Origin of the sequence: Candidatus Cardinium hertigii, assembly GCF_003176915.1 — a bacterium.
GTDB classification, from domain to species: domain Bacteria; phylum Bacteroidota; class Bacteroidia; order Cytophagales; family Amoebophilaceae; genus Cardinium; species Cardinium hertigii_A.
Genome location: NZ_CP029619.1, coordinates 250769 through 265688, shown reverse-complemented (window position 1 = coordinate 265688; position 14920 = coordinate 250769). Strand labels below are relative to the sequence as shown.

9 protein-coding genes and 2 pseudogenes are annotated in these 14920 nt (G+C 36.7%); 3 read left to right on the top strand and 8 right to left on the bottom strand.

All coding sequences use genetic code 11. The annotated features are described in order from the left end of the window. Positions 1–41: 41 nt before the first annotated feature. From DK880_RS01105 to DK880_RS01085, 4 genes are all read right to left on the bottom strand, one after another. The gene (locus DK880_RS01105; RefSeq protein WP_109997005.1) at positions 42–1457 is read right to left on the bottom strand and encodes an ABC-F family ATP-binding cassette domain-containing protein; all 1416 of its coding nucleotides are present in this window, start codon (positions 1455–1457) and stop codon (positions 42–44) included. A gap of 724 nt (positions 1458–2181) precedes the next feature. Then, positions 2182–2454 (bottom strand): ankyrin repeat domain-containing protein, encoded by a 273-nt coding sequence (locus tag DK880_RS01100; protein ID WP_109997004.1) that lies wholly within the window; start codon positions 2452–2454, stop codon positions 2182–2184. Then, a complete protein-coding gene (locus tag DK880_RS01095; RefSeq protein WP_109997003.1) occupies positions 2412–4793 on the bottom strand; it encodes an ankyrin repeat domain-containing protein in 2382 nt (793 codons plus the stop codon). The genes DK880_RS01100 and DK880_RS01095 overlap by 43 nt, the downstream gene beginning before the upstream one ends. Positions 4794–5292: 499 nt before the next feature. Beyond that, the gene (locus tag DK880_RS01085) at positions 5293–6828 is read right to left on the bottom strand and encodes an ankyrin repeat domain-containing protein (protein ID WP_109997001.1); all 1536 of its coding nucleotides are present in this window, start codon (positions 6826–6828) and stop codon (positions 5293–5295) included. 244 nt (positions 6829–7072) lie between these two features. On the opposite strand from DK880_RS01085, the pseudogene DK880_RS05665 reads away from it, so the two are divergent. Next, positions 7073–7216, top strand: a pseudogene (locus DK880_RS05665) (hypothetical protein); the annotation flags it as partial. A 112-nt stretch (positions 7217–7328) separates the two neighbouring features. Here DK880_RS05665 and DK880_RS01075 read toward each other — a convergent pair. Continuing rightward, positions 7329–8750 carry an ankyrin repeat domain-containing protein gene (locus tag DK880_RS01075; protein WP_109997000.1) on the bottom strand — a complete coding sequence of 474 codons (1422 nt, stop codon included), beginning with the start codon at positions 8748–8750 and terminating at the stop codon, positions 7329–7331. Positions 8751–8994: 244 nt separating this feature from the next. Here DK880_RS01075 and DK880_RS05660 point away from each other — a divergent pair. After that, positions 8995–9138 (top strand): annotated as a pseudogene (locus DK880_RS05660) (hypothetical protein); the annotation flags it as partial. A 158-nt stretch (positions 9139–9296) separates the two neighbouring features. On the opposite strand, the gene DK880_RS01065 reads toward DK880_RS05660, so the two are convergent. After that, complete coding sequence (locus DK880_RS01065) at positions 9297–10292, bottom strand: ankyrin repeat domain-containing protein (RefSeq protein ID WP_109996999.1); 996 nt, start codon at positions 10290–10292, stop codon at positions 9297–9299. A gap of 447 nt (positions 10293–10739) precedes the next feature. On the opposite strand from DK880_RS01065, the gene DK880_RS05100 reads away from it, so the two are divergent. Next, positions 10740–10886 carry a hypothetical protein gene (locus DK880_RS05100; RefSeq protein ID WP_162534081.1) on the top strand — a complete coding sequence of 49 codons (147 nt, stop codon included), beginning with the start codon at positions 10740–10742 and terminating at the stop codon, positions 10884–10886. Between the two features lie 269 nt (positions 10887–11155). Here DK880_RS05100 and DK880_RS01060 read toward each other — a convergent pair whose 3' ends face one another. Beyond that, positions 11156–12388 carry an ankyrin repeat domain-containing protein gene (locus DK880_RS01060; RefSeq protein WP_109996998.1) on the bottom strand — a complete coding sequence of 411 codons (1233 nt, stop codon included), beginning with the start codon at positions 12386–12388 and terminating at the stop codon, positions 11156–11158. Between the two features lie 450 nt (positions 12389–12838). After that, positions 12839–14572: an ankyrin repeat domain-containing protein gene (locus tag DK880_RS01055; protein WP_109996997.1), complete on the bottom strand. Its 1734-nt coding sequence runs from the start codon at positions 14570–14572 to the stop codon at positions 12839–12841. Positions 14573–14920 lie beyond the last annotated feature (348 nt).

Below are 14920 nucleotides of genomic sequence, written 5' to 3'. Positions count from 1 at the left end.
TATCATTTAGGGGTTCATACATAGCAGTTAAACATCTGATTTCATAGCTTAAAAGAGGCCACGTCAACCACCTGTGTTATTCCAATTTTCTCCAAGAAATCTGTATCATGTGAGATAACAATCATTGCTCCTGGGTAAGCTTTGAGGAGTTGTACAACATGCCCTTTGGTTTCTAAATCGAGGTTGTTGGTAATTTCATCAAGCAGTAGGAGTTTCGGGGGATTAGCAGCAATTTGCGCAAGTGTTAGCCTTGCTTTCTCACCGCCTGAAAGGGTATGGACACACGTATTTACCTCTTCATTGTTACGGAATAAAAAATCATTGAGGTGACGCCTTACTTCCGCGTGAGACCAATCTGGTACCAATGTTGAGATTGTCTCAAGTACGGACTTACTGGGGGAAAGCGTACTGTAGTGTTGGTCCAAGTAGCCAATGTCCTCTCTTTTTACTACATACCATTCCCCTGTTTTATGTACCGATTTATCGCCCAAGATGGCCTTAATCAGTGTCGATTTGCCACTACCATTATCCCCAGCTAGGGCAAGGCGGTCTTGACCAGAAAGGGTTAAATTGATGTCAGACAGCAGCGGTTGATCCAAGCAATACCCTACCAAACCACCAGAGATTTGAACAACTGATCGTCTAGCAACCTCATGATTAGCAATAAAAAATTTAGGCTTAATAAGCGCAGGCTGTCGAAGGGATTCTAGTTGATTAAAAAGAGCTTCTTTATTTTCTCTTATTTTTGCTTTCTTCTTACTGCAACTGTTTTGCCCGCTACCTTGAGCGGCACGTAGGGCCAATTTATCTGCCGCATATTTTTTCTCACCGTAAGCTTTTCTTTTGCTTGCTCTTTCTTGCGTTTGCATAAGCTTGTTGTGCATATCTTTCCTTTGTCTGCTTAATCTTTCAAGATCGCTTTCGATAGATGCGCGTTTTAGATTGATCTTATGTATGTAATCGTCATAATTACCTGAAAAAATATGGATTGCTCCATTATCCATATGCCACAAAGTGTCCATACAATTGCGTAGCAATTCAGTATCATGGGAAGCAATGATAAGGGTACCGGAGTAAGCCTGTAGCAGGCACATTAAGCTTTTTCGCTGGTGTTTATCCAAATGATTGGTAGGCTCATCAAGCAGCAGCACATTGGGGTCTAAACGCAAAGCTTCTGTGATAGCAGTATTAAGGCGTTGTCCCCCACTTAAATTTGCATAATCTTCAATAATTTGTGGAACATAGCCGATAACGGTTGCCTTGTCCTTATAGAGGGTACCACCAGCAGGTTCAACAATACCTGCCATTACTTTAAGGAGTGTAGATTTTCCGCTTCCATTCTTGCCAATAAGCGCAATGCGGCTGCCATAAGTGATCTGACAATTGAAATCTTCAACAACTGTTTTATGGGAGAAATACAACGTAAGGCCTTTGATTTGAATTGGTTTATATACCATAGGTAATTTTTCTAAACATGCTTTAGGGCTTTGAACAATAATGCTAGTCTATTTCTGCTTTGAATTTCTGCTTTGAAACAACGAAACCATGTACAGCCAACTTTTGGGCAATCTTGGCGTATGATTTTCATGATACGTTAAACGCTTATTCAAGCTATATATATACAATATAATATACCTTCCAAGGAAAGTGAAAAAAATAGAATACTAAATATAGATATGTGTGGAGAATCTATGGCATAGAGCGAAAATTTAAGGAAAAAAGTTGCTCCTGCATTCAAGTGTCCCTTAATCTTTTTGATATAGTTTATTTTTTATTCTTACTTTGCGTAGCCCTACAAAAATAAGCATTCCCATGCAAATTTGGACCGACTTGTGCAACAAAACCATTCCAAACCCGCCTTATACATATGGCAAGCAGTGCCACAAGTGCTTCTTGTCCAACAAATAAAAAACATACCTCCATTTATTTAGGGAACGCCTAAAGGGAAGTGGCGCAACTGTTTATTTGGTTAATACAGGATGGAACAAGCTGGTAGCTATGGTGCAGAAAAGGGTATCGATTCCCTATTGAACTTACGCGTAACCTTATCCAGGTTATTGTAAATGGGTTCCTAAAAAAGTTCACTTATGACTGCTTGCCAAACTTTAACTTAGCTATCCCTACTGCTTTACCAGTTATTGATTCAGCTATATTGGGCCCTAGCAAGAATTGGCAAGATAGCTACTTTATCAAGCTAAAACCAATGCGCTCATTACACGCTTTTGGAAAAATACAGCGCGCTTTCATCTTGAAGCTGCTGTACAAATGGCAGCTCCTCGTTTCCTCCATTAGCCTGTAGTATATCAATACAATCTTGATGACCAAATCTTCTGCCAGATGTAAAGGAGCCGATCCATTTTTATTTTTTAGGTTTACATCAGCCCCTCCTTTAATTAAAGCCGTGAGACAATCTAGCTTGCCTTCTTGTGCTGCAAAATGCAAAGGAACACCCATCCATTTTTATCTTTTAGGTTTACATCAGCCCCTCCTTTAATTAAAGCCGTGAGACAATCTAGCTTGCCTTCTTGTGCTGCAAAATGCAAAGGAACCCATCCATTTTTATCTTTTAGGTTTACATCAGCCCCTCCTTTAATTAAAGCCGTGAGACAATCTAGTTTGCCTGTATATGCTGCCAAATGTAAAGGAGCTTGTCCATCTTTATCTTTTAGATTTACCTTGGCCCCTCCTTTAATTAAAGCCGTGAGACAATCTAACTTGCCTGCATATGCTGCCTTATGTAAAGGAGCTTGTCCATATTTATTTTTTAGGTTTACATCAGCTCCTCCTTTAATTAAAGCGTCCATACAATTTGTATGGCCCATTTCTGCCGCCAGATGTAAAGGAGCCGATCCATTTTTATTTTTTAGGTTTACATCAGCCCCTCCTTTAATTAAAGTCGTGAGACAATCTAGCTTGCCTTCTTGTGCTGCAAAATGCAAAGGAACCCATCCATTTTTATCTTTTAGGTTTACATCAGCCCCTCCTTTAATTAAAGCCGTGAGATAATCTAACTTGCCTGCATATGCTGCCTTATGTAAAGGAGCTTGTCCATACTTATCTTTTAATTTTACATCAGCTCCTCCTTTAATTAAAGCGTCCATACAATTTGTATGGCCCATTTCTGCCGCCAGATGTAAAGGAGCCGATCCATTTTTATTTTTTAGGTTTACATCAGCCCCTCCTTTAATTAAAGCCGTGAGACAATCTAGCTTGCCTGTATATGCTGCCAAATGTAAAGGAGCTTGTCCATCTTTATCTTTTAGATTTACCTTGGCCCCTCCTTTAATTAAAGCCGTGAGACAATCTAGCTTGCCTGCATATGCTGCCTTATGTAAAGGAGCTTGTCCATCTTTATCTTTTAGATTTACCTTGGCCCCTCCTTTAATTAAAGCGTCCATACAATTTGTATGGCCCATTTCTGCCGCCAGATGTAAAGGAGCCGATCCATTTTTATTTTTTAGGTTTACATCAGCCCCTCCTTTAATTAAAGTCGTGAGACAATCTAGCTTGCCTTCTTGTGCTGCAAAATGCAAAGGAACCCATCCATCTTTATCTTTTAGGTTTACATCAGCCTCTCCTTTAATTAAAGCCGTGAGACAATCTAGCTTGCCTGTATATGCTGCCAAATGTAAAGGAGCTTGTCCATCTTTATCTTTTAGATTTACCTTGGCCCCTCCTTTAATTAAAGCCGTGAGACAATCTAGCTTGCCTGCATATGCTGCCTTATGTAAAGGAGCTTGTCCATACTTATCTTTTAATTTTACATCAGCTCCTCCTTTAATTAAAGCGTCCATACAATTTGTATAGCCCATTTCTGCCGCCAGATGTAAAGGAGCCGATCCATATTTATTACCTTTTAGGTTTACATCAGCCCCTCCTTTAATTAAAGCCGTGAGACAATCTAGCTTGCCTTCTTGTGCTGCAAAATGCAAAGGAACCCATCCATCTTTATCTTTTAGGTTTACATCAGCCTCTCCTTTAATTAAAGCCGTGAGACAATCTAGCTTGCCTGTATATGCTGCCAAATGTAAAGGAGCTTGTCCATCTTTATCTTTTAGATTTACCTTGGCCCCTCCTTTAATTAAAGCCGTGAGACAATCTAGCTTGCCTGCATATGCTGCCTTATGTAAAGGAGCTTGTCCATACTTATCTTTTAATTTTACATCAGCTCCTCCTTTAATTAAAGCGTCCATACAATTTGTATAGCCCATTTCTGCCGCCAGATGTAAAGGAGCCGATCCATATTTATTACCTTTTAGGTTTACATCAGCCCCTCCTTTAATTAAAGCCGTGAGACAATCTAGCTTGCCTTCTTGTGCTGCAAAATGCAAAGGAACCCATCCATCTTTATCTTTTAGGTTTACATCAGCCCCTCCTTTAATTAAAGCCGTGAGACAATCTAGTTTGCCTGTATATGCTGCCCAATGTAAAGGAGCTTGTCCATCTTTATCTTTTAGATTTATATTGGCTCCTCCTTTAATTAAAGCGTCCATACAATTTGTATGGCCCATTTCTGCCGCCAGATGTAAAGGAGCCGATCCATTTTTATTTTTTAGGTTTACATCAGCCCCTCCTTTAATTAAAGCCGTGAGACAATCTAGCTTGCCTTCATATGCTGCCGCATGTAAAGGAGGAGTTTGTTCTATTTGCTTATTAAAGCTACAAATAAGCATAAAAATATACCCCAAAAATAATATCCTATGGACCTTTCGTATAAAAACAGTGCGTGAACGGAACATAAGATTATTGTTTAATTGTTTGAACGATAAAATAAATAAAATAAGCCTCTTCATTACTAGTACAATACTACTAATACTAAATATGTTAATAATCTTATACTTTGCATTATGTTGCTTAATGCTTTTATGTACTTATTCCGCTACTATTTTCTACTACTAGCTTACATAAGTTTTAAACATATACAAATAGTATATAAAATTATACGCTATATTAACGCCTAAAGGGAAGTGGCGCAACTGTTTATTTGGTTAATACAGGATGGACAGCTGGTAGTTATGGTGCAGAAAAGGGTATCGATTCCCTATTGAACTTACGCGTAACCTTATCCAGGTTATTGTAAATGGGTTCCTAAAAAAGTTCACTTATGACTGCTTGCCAAACTTTAACTTAGCTATCCCTACTGCTTTACCAGTTATTGATTCAGCTATATTGGGCCCTAGCAAGAATTGGCAAGATAGCTACTTTATCAAGCTAAAACCAAAGCGCTCATTACACGCTTTTGGAAAAATGCAGCGCGCTTTCATCTTGAAGCTGCTGTACAAATGGCAGCTCCTAGTTTCCTCCATTAGCCTGTAGTATATCAATACAATCTTGATGACAACATCGTTCTGCCAGATGTAAAGGAGCCGCTCCATCTTTATTTTTTAGGTTTACATCAGCTCCTCCTTTAATTAAAGCCGTGAGACAATCTAGCTTGCCTGTATATGCTGCCAGATGTAAAGGAACCCATCCATTTTTATCTTTTAGGTTTACCTTGGCCCCTCCTTTAATTAAAGCCGTGAGACAATCTAGCTTGCCTGTTTGTGCTGCAAAATGCAAAGGAACCCATCCATCTTTATCTTTTAGGTTTACATCAGCCCCTCCTTTAATTAAAGCCGTGAGACAATCTAGTTTGCCTGTATATGCTGCCAGATGTAAAGGAGCTTCTCCATTCTTATCCCTCTTTAGGTTTACCTTGGCCCCTCCTTTAATTAAAGCCGTGAGACAATCTAGCTTGCCTGTATATGCTGCAAAATGTAAAGGAGCTTCTCCATTCTTATCCCTCTTTAGGTTTACCTTGGCCCCTCCTTTAATTAAAGCCGTGAGACAATCTAGCTTGCCTGCATATGTTGCAAAATGTAAAGGAGCTTGTCCATACTTATCTTGTAAGTTTACATCAGCTCCTCCTTTAATTAAAGCGTCCATACAATTTGTATGGCCCATTTTTACCACCGCATGTAAAGGAGCCGCTCCATTTTTATTTTTTAGGTTTACCTTGGCCCCTCCTTTAATTAAAGCCGTGAGACAATCTAGTTTGCCTGTACATGCTGCAAAATGCAAAGGAACCCATCCATTTTTATTTTTTAGGTTTACCTTGGCCCCTCCTTTAATTAAAGCGTCCATACAATTTGTATGGCCCATTTCTGCCGCCACATGTAAAGGAGCCGCTCCATATTTATCTTTTAGGTTTACATTGGCCCCTCCTTTAATTAAAGCCGTGAGACAATCTAGCTTGCCTGTATGTGCTGCCAAATGTAAAGGAGCCGATCCATCTTTATTTTTTAGATTTACCTTAGCCCCTCCTTTAATTAAAGCCGTGAGACAATCTAACTTGCCTGTATATGCTGCCGCATGTAAAGGAGCCGATCCATGTTTATTACCTTTTAGGTTTACATCAGCCCCTCCTTTAATTAAAGCCGTGAGACAATCTAGCTTGCCTGCATATGCTGCCGCATATAAAGGAGCCAATCCATCTTTATTTTTTAGGTTTACATCAGCTCCTCCTTTAATTAAAGCCGTGAGACAATCTAGTTTGCCTTCTTGTGCTGCCAGATGTAAAGGAGCCGCTCCATCTTTATCTTTTAGGTTTACATCAGCCCCTCCTTTAATTAAAGCCGTGAGACAATCTAGCTTGCCTTCATATGCTGCCGCATGTAAAGAAAAAGAAGGAGTTTGTTCTATTTGCTTATTAAAGCTACAAATAAGCATAAAAATATACCCCAAAAATAATATCCTATGGGCCTTTCGTATAAAAACAGTGCGTGAACGGAACATAAGATTATTGTTTAATTGTTTGAACGATAAAATAAATAAAATAAGCCTCTTCATTACTAGTACAATACTACTAATACTAAATATGTTAATAATCTTATACTTTGCATTATGTTGCTTAATGCTTTTATGTACTTATTCCGCTACTATTTTCTACTACTAGCTTACATAAGTTTTAAACATATACAAATAGTATATAAAATTATACGCTATATTAACGCCTAAAGGGAAGTGGCGCAACTGTTTATTTGGTTAATACAGGATGGACAGCTGGTAGTTATGGTGCAGAAAAGGGTATCGATTCCCTATTGAACTTACGCGTAACCTTATCCAGGTTATTGTAAATGGGTTCCTAAAAAAGTTCACTTATGACTGCTTGCCAAACTTTAACTTAGCTATCCCTACTGCTTTACCAGTTATTGATTCAGCTATATTGGGCCCCTAGCAAGAATTGGCAAGATAGCTACTTTATCAAGCTAAAACCAATGCGCTCATTACACGCTTTTGGAAAAATGCAGCGCGCTTTCATCTTGAAGCTGCTGTACAAATGGCAGCTCCTAGTTTCCTCCATTAGCCTGTAGTATATCAATACAATCTTGATGACAACATCGTTCTGCCAGATGTAAAGGAGCCGCTCCATTGTTATCTTTTAGATTTACATCAGCTCCTCCTTTAATTAAAGCCGTGAGACAATCTAGTTTGCCTGTATATGCTGCCTCATGTAAAGGAGCCGCTCCATTTTTATTTTTTAGGTTTACCTTGGCCCCTCCTTTAATTAAAGCCGTGAGACAATCTAGCTTGCCTGTATATGCCGCCAAATGTAAAGGAGCCGATCCATTTTTATCTTTTAAGTTTACATCAGCTCCTCCTTTAATTAAAGCGTCCATACAATTTGTATGGCCCATTTCTGCCGCCAAATGTAAAGGAGCCGGTCCATTTTTATTTTTTAGGTTTACATCAGCCCCTCCTTTAATTAAAGCCGTGAGACAATCTAGCTTGCCTGTATATGCTGCCGCATGTAAAGGAGCCGCTCCATTTTTATTTTTTAGGTTTACCTTGGCCCCTCCTTTAATTAAAGCCGTGAGACAATCTAGTTTGCCTGTACATGCTGCAAAATGCAAAGGAACCCATCCATTTTTATTTTTTAGATTTACCTTAGCTCCTCCTTTAATTAAAGCCGTGAGACAATCTAACTTGCCTGCATATGCCGCCTCATGTAAAGGAGCCGCTCCATTTTTATTTTTTAGGTTTACCTTGGCCCCTCCTTTAATTAAAGCGTCCATACAATTTGTATGGCCCATTTCTGCCGCCACATGTAAAGGAGCCAATCCATCTTTATCTTGTAAGTTTACATCAGCTCCTCCTTTAATTAAAGCGTCCATACAATTTGTATGGCCCATTTTTACCACCGCATGTAAAGGAGCCGCTCCATATTTATCTTTTAGGTTTACATCAGCCCCTCCTTTAATTAAAGCCGTGATACAATCTAGTTTGCCTGCATATGCTGCCGCATATAAAGGAGCCGCTCCATATTTATCTTGTAAGTTTACATCAGCCCCTCCTTTAATTAAAGCCGTGAGACAATCTAACTTGCCTGTATATGCTGCCGCATGTAAAGGAGCTTGTCCATATTTATCTTGTAAGTTTACATCAGCTCCTCCTTTAATTAAAGTCGTGAGACAATCTAGTTTGCCTTCTTGTGCCGCCAAATGTAAAGGAGTCGATCCATTTTTATCTTTTAGATTTACATCAGCCCCTCCTTTAATTAAAGCCGTGAGACAATCTAGCTTGCCTTCATATGCTGCCGCATGTAAAGGAGTAGTTTGTTCTATCTGCTTGTTAAAGCTACAAATAAGCATAAAGATATACCCCAGAAATAATATCCTATGGGCCTTTCGTATAAAAACAGTGCGTGAACGGAACATAAGATTATTGTTTAATTGTTTGAACGATAAAATAAATAAAATAAGCCTCTTCATTACTAGTACAATACTACTAATACTAAATATATTAATAATCTTATACTTTGCATTATGTTGCTTAATGCTTTTATGTACTTATTCCGCTACTATTTTCTACTACTAGCTTACATAAGTTTTAAACATATACAAATAGTATATAAAATTATACGCTATATTAACGCCTAAAGGGAAGTGGCGCAACTGTTTATTTGGTTAATACAGGATGGACAGCTGGTAGTTATGGTGCAGAAAAGGGTATCGATTCCCTATTGAACTTACGCGTAACCTTATCCAGGTTATTGTAAATGGGTTCCTAAAAAAGTTCACTTATGACTGCTTGCCAAACTTTAACTTAGCTATCCCTACTGCTTTACCAGTTATTGATTCAGCTATATTGGGCCCCTAGCAAGAATTGGCAAGATAGCTACTTTATCAAGCTAAAACCAATGCGCTCATTACACGCTTTTGGAAAAATGCAGCGCGCTTTCATCTTGAAGCTGCTGTACAAATGGCAGCTCCTAGTTTAGAAGGATAATACTAAATTAGAAGCAATATTTTATACTACTATTGTGCATTTGACTCTTTTCCTCCATTAGCCTGTAGCATATTAATACATTTTAAACGTTTCATTCGTATTGCCAGATCTAAAGGAGTTTGTCCCGCATTATTTGGTTGGTTTACATTGACCCCTTTGTCAATAAAATGTTGAACACAATCTGCATAGTTGTTGAGTATTGCCAAATGTAAAGGGGCGTTTCCATAATTACTTTTTTGGGTTAGGTTGGTCCCCAGACTTGTTAAAATTTCAATACATCTAAAATTTTTAATACGTTCTGAATTTTCAGTAATATAAGATTTTGAATACATTGCTAACTGTAAGGGGTTCCTTTTTTGATCATCTAGTTGGTTTACGTTAGCCCCTTTTTCAATTAAATATTGAACACAATCTGGATGGCTATTTTCTGCAGCCAAATGTAAAGGAGCCCAATTATTATTATCTAATTGATTTGCATTACTCCCGTGATCCATTAAGATAATAACACAATCCAGATAGCCCTTTTCTGCTGCCAGATGTAAAGGAATTTGCCCATACCTGTCCTTTTGGTTTATATTGGCCCCTTTCTCAATTAAATACGCAACACAATCTGGATGGTTATTTTCTACTGCCAGATGTAAAGGGGTGAATCCATTTTTTGTTTTTAGACGGACAAGACTTGGTCTATGATATAAAAAAGTACAATCATCATTATCTTTTTGGTTTACATCGGCTCCTGCCTTAATTAAAGTGGAAATACAATCTAGATAACCCTTTTCTGCTGCCAAGTGTAAAAGAGTACGCCCATCCTTCTCCCTCTGGTTTACATAGGCCCCTCCTTTAATTAAATTTTTAATACGATTTTCATTTCCCTGGCCAGTTTCTAAATCTAAATCATTACTCCATTGCTTTGTGTCACTTTGTTGTATTTGTTTGCTACAACTACAGATAAAAATAAAGCTATACCCCAGCAATAATACCCTATGGGTCGCTTTTTGTATAAAGACATTTAATGAACGGAACATTGACTTATTGTTTAGATAAAAAATTTAAATAAATTTATTCACTACTATGGCGCTATATGTAATCTGTGTATAAGATTCCACTTTTTAATTTTTAAAAATATTTAAAATTTATTCCTTTCTATTATCTATTGCTAGTTTACATAAATTTTTAAACGCATACAAGCGTTATACAATCATGATGCACCTGGTTTTGATCCTTCTTCCATTTTATTTTATACGACCAAGCCATAAGACCATCAGCCAACACGCTGATTATTGGTTCTTTTTTCAATAGCACTAGAGGGGTGTAGTTCTAAACAAAGAACCCATGACGTTCCCAGCAAGCATGATTTAAAATCGTACTGAAGAAGAGTTTTTAGAAAAACAGATAAAAATGATAATTTCTAATCATTTATGGACTCAAAAAGAAGCTTAAGAATTGAAAAAACAGGCCAAAGGATTTAAAAAATGTATAGAAGAATATATTTTCAATTCTTTAGAAAAAGCAGCAGAAGAAGGTCAGAATTTTGGGAAGAATATATGAGAAAAAAAGCAACTGTAAAAAAGGAAAAAACAAAAGAATTCAATCTTTTTGGGTTACATGATGATAATTAGGTAATTAAATATTAATATAACAACGAAAATCATTTTACACAATCTTATAAAAAGAACCGGCCGTTGATGTATTGGATTTATGTAGCTTATTTATGTTTTGATCCGGATAAACTTATTGTATTTGCTTGCTATAACTACAAATAAAAAAGAGCTATGCTTCTCTCAAACAAAAATAATATAGCGGCATGCCTTTTATATAAAGGTTTGAAGTAAATGCACCAATTTGTTTATTGTTTACCAAACTTCACAACAATATAATCATTTAGCCTTTAGCCTTTTCCTCCATTAGACTGTAGAATGGCAATACAATTTGAATATTTCCTTTCCATTGCCAGATGTAAAGGAGTTTGTCCGTTATTGTCTTGTAGGTTTACGTCAGCTCCACCCTTAATTAAAGCAGTAACACAATGCACATTATTTTTGAGAACTGCCCGATGTAAAGGAGCTAGCCCCAAAAAATCACTTTTTTGGTTTACACAAGCTCCGCCCTTAATTAAAGCAGAAATACAATCCGAATGGCCCTGGTCTGCTGCCGCATGTAAAGGAGCCGATCCATATTTATCTTTTAGGTTTACATTGGCCCCTCCTTTAATTAAAGCGGTAATATAACTTGGATTGTTCATTTCTATTGCCAGCTGTAAAGGAGTTTGTCCCTGCTTATCTTTTAGGTTTACATCGGCCTTGTTATTAATTAAAATAGCAACACAACTTGCATAGTCGCGGCGTATTGCCAAATGTAAAGGGGCGTATCCACGCTTATCTAATTGGTTTAGATTAGTCCCCTGATTTATTAAGCTTTTAATACATGTTAAATGTTTAATACCTTCTTTTGAATTCATTGATATTCCTAAATACATTGCTATTGCCAGTTGTAGGGGGCTTTGTTCGTTACAATCTAGTTGATTTACGTTGGACCCTTTCTCAATTAAATATTGAACACAATCTGGATGGTTATTTTTCGCTGCCAGATGTAAAGGAATTTGCCCACACCTATTCTTTTGGTTTACGTTGGCCCCCTTCTCAATTAAATATTGAACACAACTTGCATGGCCCTTATCTGCTGCCAGATGTAAAGCGGTGAAACCTTGTTTTGTTAGAAAAGGGAAAGGCTCTATCGTATAAGGAGTGCAATCGTCATTATCTTTTTGATTTACATCCGCCCCGCTCTCGATTAAAATGGTTATGCAATCTTTATAGCCCTTTTCTGCTGCCAGATGTAAAGGAGTTCGTCCATCCTTATCCCTCTGGTTTACCTTGGCTCCATCTTTAATTAAATTTCTAATACGACTTTTATTTCCCTGGCTAGCTGCCAAATGCAAGTCGCTACTGCATTGCTCTTGGTTATTTTGTTTTGATTTATTGTTGCAATTACAAACTATAAGTAAAAATGAAATTATACCAAAAAGTAATATACGATGGCCTTTTTCTATAAAAAAGTTAAATGGATGGAACATACGTTTAGCTTGCATAGTTAAAGTAAAATTATTTATTGCTGATAGCATTGTATTATATTAAATTCTGTGTATCAGGCTCCATTTACTATGAGATTCCACTTATCATAAAATAAATTTTATTCTTTTCTTCTCTTACAGCTAGTTTACATAAATTTTTTAAAATTTTACGCTACGTGTGTTATACTTTGCATTTGCATTATTATTATGCTTTTTAATTCTTTTTTTGTGTGTTTATTCCTCACATCTTATTTACATAGTATTTTAAACTTGTACAAATGCAAAAGCTATACAAATCATACATTATATTATTAGAAACATTGCTAAATATAAGCACGTCCGGATTTGATTATGGTTTCAGCGAACAAGCATGGATATCCAAATAGGGGAAAGAACGACAGCAACCCACTAGAATAAGTTCATTATATCTGATTACCATACTTTAATCTAATTACTCCTACTGGTTTATTAAGGGAACAAGCTTTTTTCACAATAATGCAATCATTCATCCTTTATTTCAACCTTTACTTCAACCTTTCTTTTTTTAGCTTGAGACGCATTATTGTTATCAACTACCATAGGTAAAGAAGCCTGTCCATTACTATCTTTTTGATCTGAATTTTCCATTGCTATCACAAAAGAATTTATATGCGCATTGTCTTTATATGCTGCATTTGTTTGGTTTCCCTTGGCGCTATGATGCGTTAAAGCGTTTATACAATTTGCATCTCTACTATATCTTTCAGCCATATCTAAAGGAGTGAGGTTATTATTATCTGGCAGGTTTCTATTAGCCCCGTTCTCAATTAAAAGGCTACTACATGCTTTATGTCCCTTTAATTCAGCATAATATAAAGGAGTTTTTCCTTCTTTATCTTGCAGGGTTACATTAGCCCTTTTATCAATTAAAAGCTTAATGAATTTGTAATTTCCAAGGGCTGCAGCATAATGTAAAGGAGTGAAGCCATTATTATCTTGCTGGTTTACATCGGCCCCTTTATTAATTAAAAGTCTAATGCATGCTTCATGTCTATTTATTGCAGCCAGATGTAAAGGAGTGAAGCCATTATTATCTTGCAGGTTTACATTGGCCTTATTAATTAAAATAATTAAAAGTCTAATGGATACTTTATGTCCATTTATTGCAGCCAGATGTAAAGGAGTTTGTTGGTTATTGTCTTGTATGTTTACCTTAGCCCCGTTCTCAATTAAAAGCGTAATGAATTTTTCATCTCCACGGGCTACAGCATGATGTAAAAGAGTTTGTTTGTTATTGTCTTGCAGGTTTACCTTAGCCCCGTTCTCAATTAAAAGCTTAATGAATTTGTCATTTTCAAGGGCTGCAGCATAATGTAAAGGAGTGAAGCCATTATTATCTTGCAGGTTTACATTGGCCTTATTAATTAAAATAATTAAAAGTCTAATGGATGCTTTATGTCCATTTATTGCAGCCAGATGTAAAGGAGTTTGTTGGTTATTGTCTTGTATGTTTACCTTAGCCCCATTATCAATTAAAAGATTCATGAATTCTTCTCTGTTATATTCTGCAGCATAATGTAAAGGAGTTTTTCCTTTACTATCTGGCAGGTTTACATTAGCCCTGTTATCAATTAAAACGGGAATACAACTGTCACGTCCATTTATTGCAGCATAATGTAAAGGAGTGAAGCCATTATTATCTTGCCGGTTTACATCGGCCTCTTTATTAATTAAAAGTCTAATGCATGTTTCATATCCATTTATTGCAGCCAGATGTAAAGGAGTTTGCTGATACCTGCCCTCTTGGTTTACGTTGGCCCCTTTATCAATTAAAACGGGAATACAATTGTCACGTCCATTTATTGCAGCCAGATGTAAAGGAGTTTGCTGATATCTGTCCTCTTGGTTTACATTGGCCCCGTTATCAATTAAAACGGGAATACAATTGTCACGTCCATTGAATGCAGCCAGATGTAAAGGGGTTTGTCCTTTATCGTCTTGCAGGTTTACATTGGCTCCTTTTTTCTTAATGAAATTTTTAATACAATCTACAATTCTATGGTCTACAGCCTTATGTAAATTTGAAATGAACAAAATTGTTTGACCGTGCTCTGGATGAACCTGGTGTAGTTGCTTGCTACAACTACAGATAAAAATAAAGCTGAATCCCCAAAATAATACCTGGCTAACTTTTTGTATAAAGACATGTACCATTTGCTTATTGCTTGGATAATAAATCAATTTTATTCTTTTCATCTCTTACAGCTGGTTTATATAAATTTTTTAAAATTTTATGCTACATGTGCTATACTTTGCATTATTATTATGCTTTTTAATTCTTTTTTTGTGTGTTTATTCCTCACATCTTATTTACATAATATTTTAAACTTGTACAAATACAAAAGCTATACAAATCATACGTTATATTATTGGAAACATTGTTGAATATAAGCACGTTCAGATTTGATTATAGCTTCACGGAACAAGCATGGATATCTAAATAGGGGAAAGAACGATAGCAACCCATTAGAATAAGTTCATTATATCTGATTACCAGACTTTAATCTAATTACGCCTACTGATTTACTAAGGAGCAAGCTTTTT

Coding starts and splice junctions, on each gene's coding strand:
- DK880_RS01085 (WP_109997001.1), bottom strand. CDS start 6,828: ATGAAGAGGCTTATTTTATTTATTTTATCGTTCAAACAATTAAACAAT.
- DK880_RS05100 (WP_162534081.1), top strand. CDS start 10,740: ATGTATAGAAGAATATATTTTCAATTCTTTAGAAAAAGCAGCAGAAGA.
- DK880_RS01065 (WP_109996999.1), bottom strand. CDS start 10,292: ATGTTCCGTTCATTAAATGTCTTTATACAAAAAGCGACCCATAGGGTA.
- DK880_RS01055 (WP_109996997.1), bottom strand. CDS start 14,572: ATGAAAAGAATAAAATTGATTTATTATCCAAGCAATAAGCAAATGGTA.
- DK880_RS01075 (WP_109997000.1), bottom strand. CDS start 8,750: ATGAAGAGGCTTATTTTATTTATTTTATCGTTCAAACAATTAAACAAT.
- DK880_RS01105 (WP_109997005.1), bottom strand. CDS start 1,457: ATGGTATATAAACCAATTCAAATCAAAGGCCTTACGTTGTATTTCTCC.
- DK880_RS01100 (WP_109997004.1), bottom strand. CDS start 2,454: ATGGGTGTTCCTTTGCATTTTGCAGCACAAGAAGGCAAGCTAGATTGT.
- DK880_RS01095 (WP_109997003.1), bottom strand. CDS start 4,793: ATGAAGAGGCTTATTTTATTTATTTTATCGTTCAAACAATTAAACAAT.
- DK880_RS01060 (WP_109996998.1), bottom strand. CDS start 12,388: ATGCTATCAGCAATAAATAATTTTACTTTAACTATGCAAGCTAAACGT.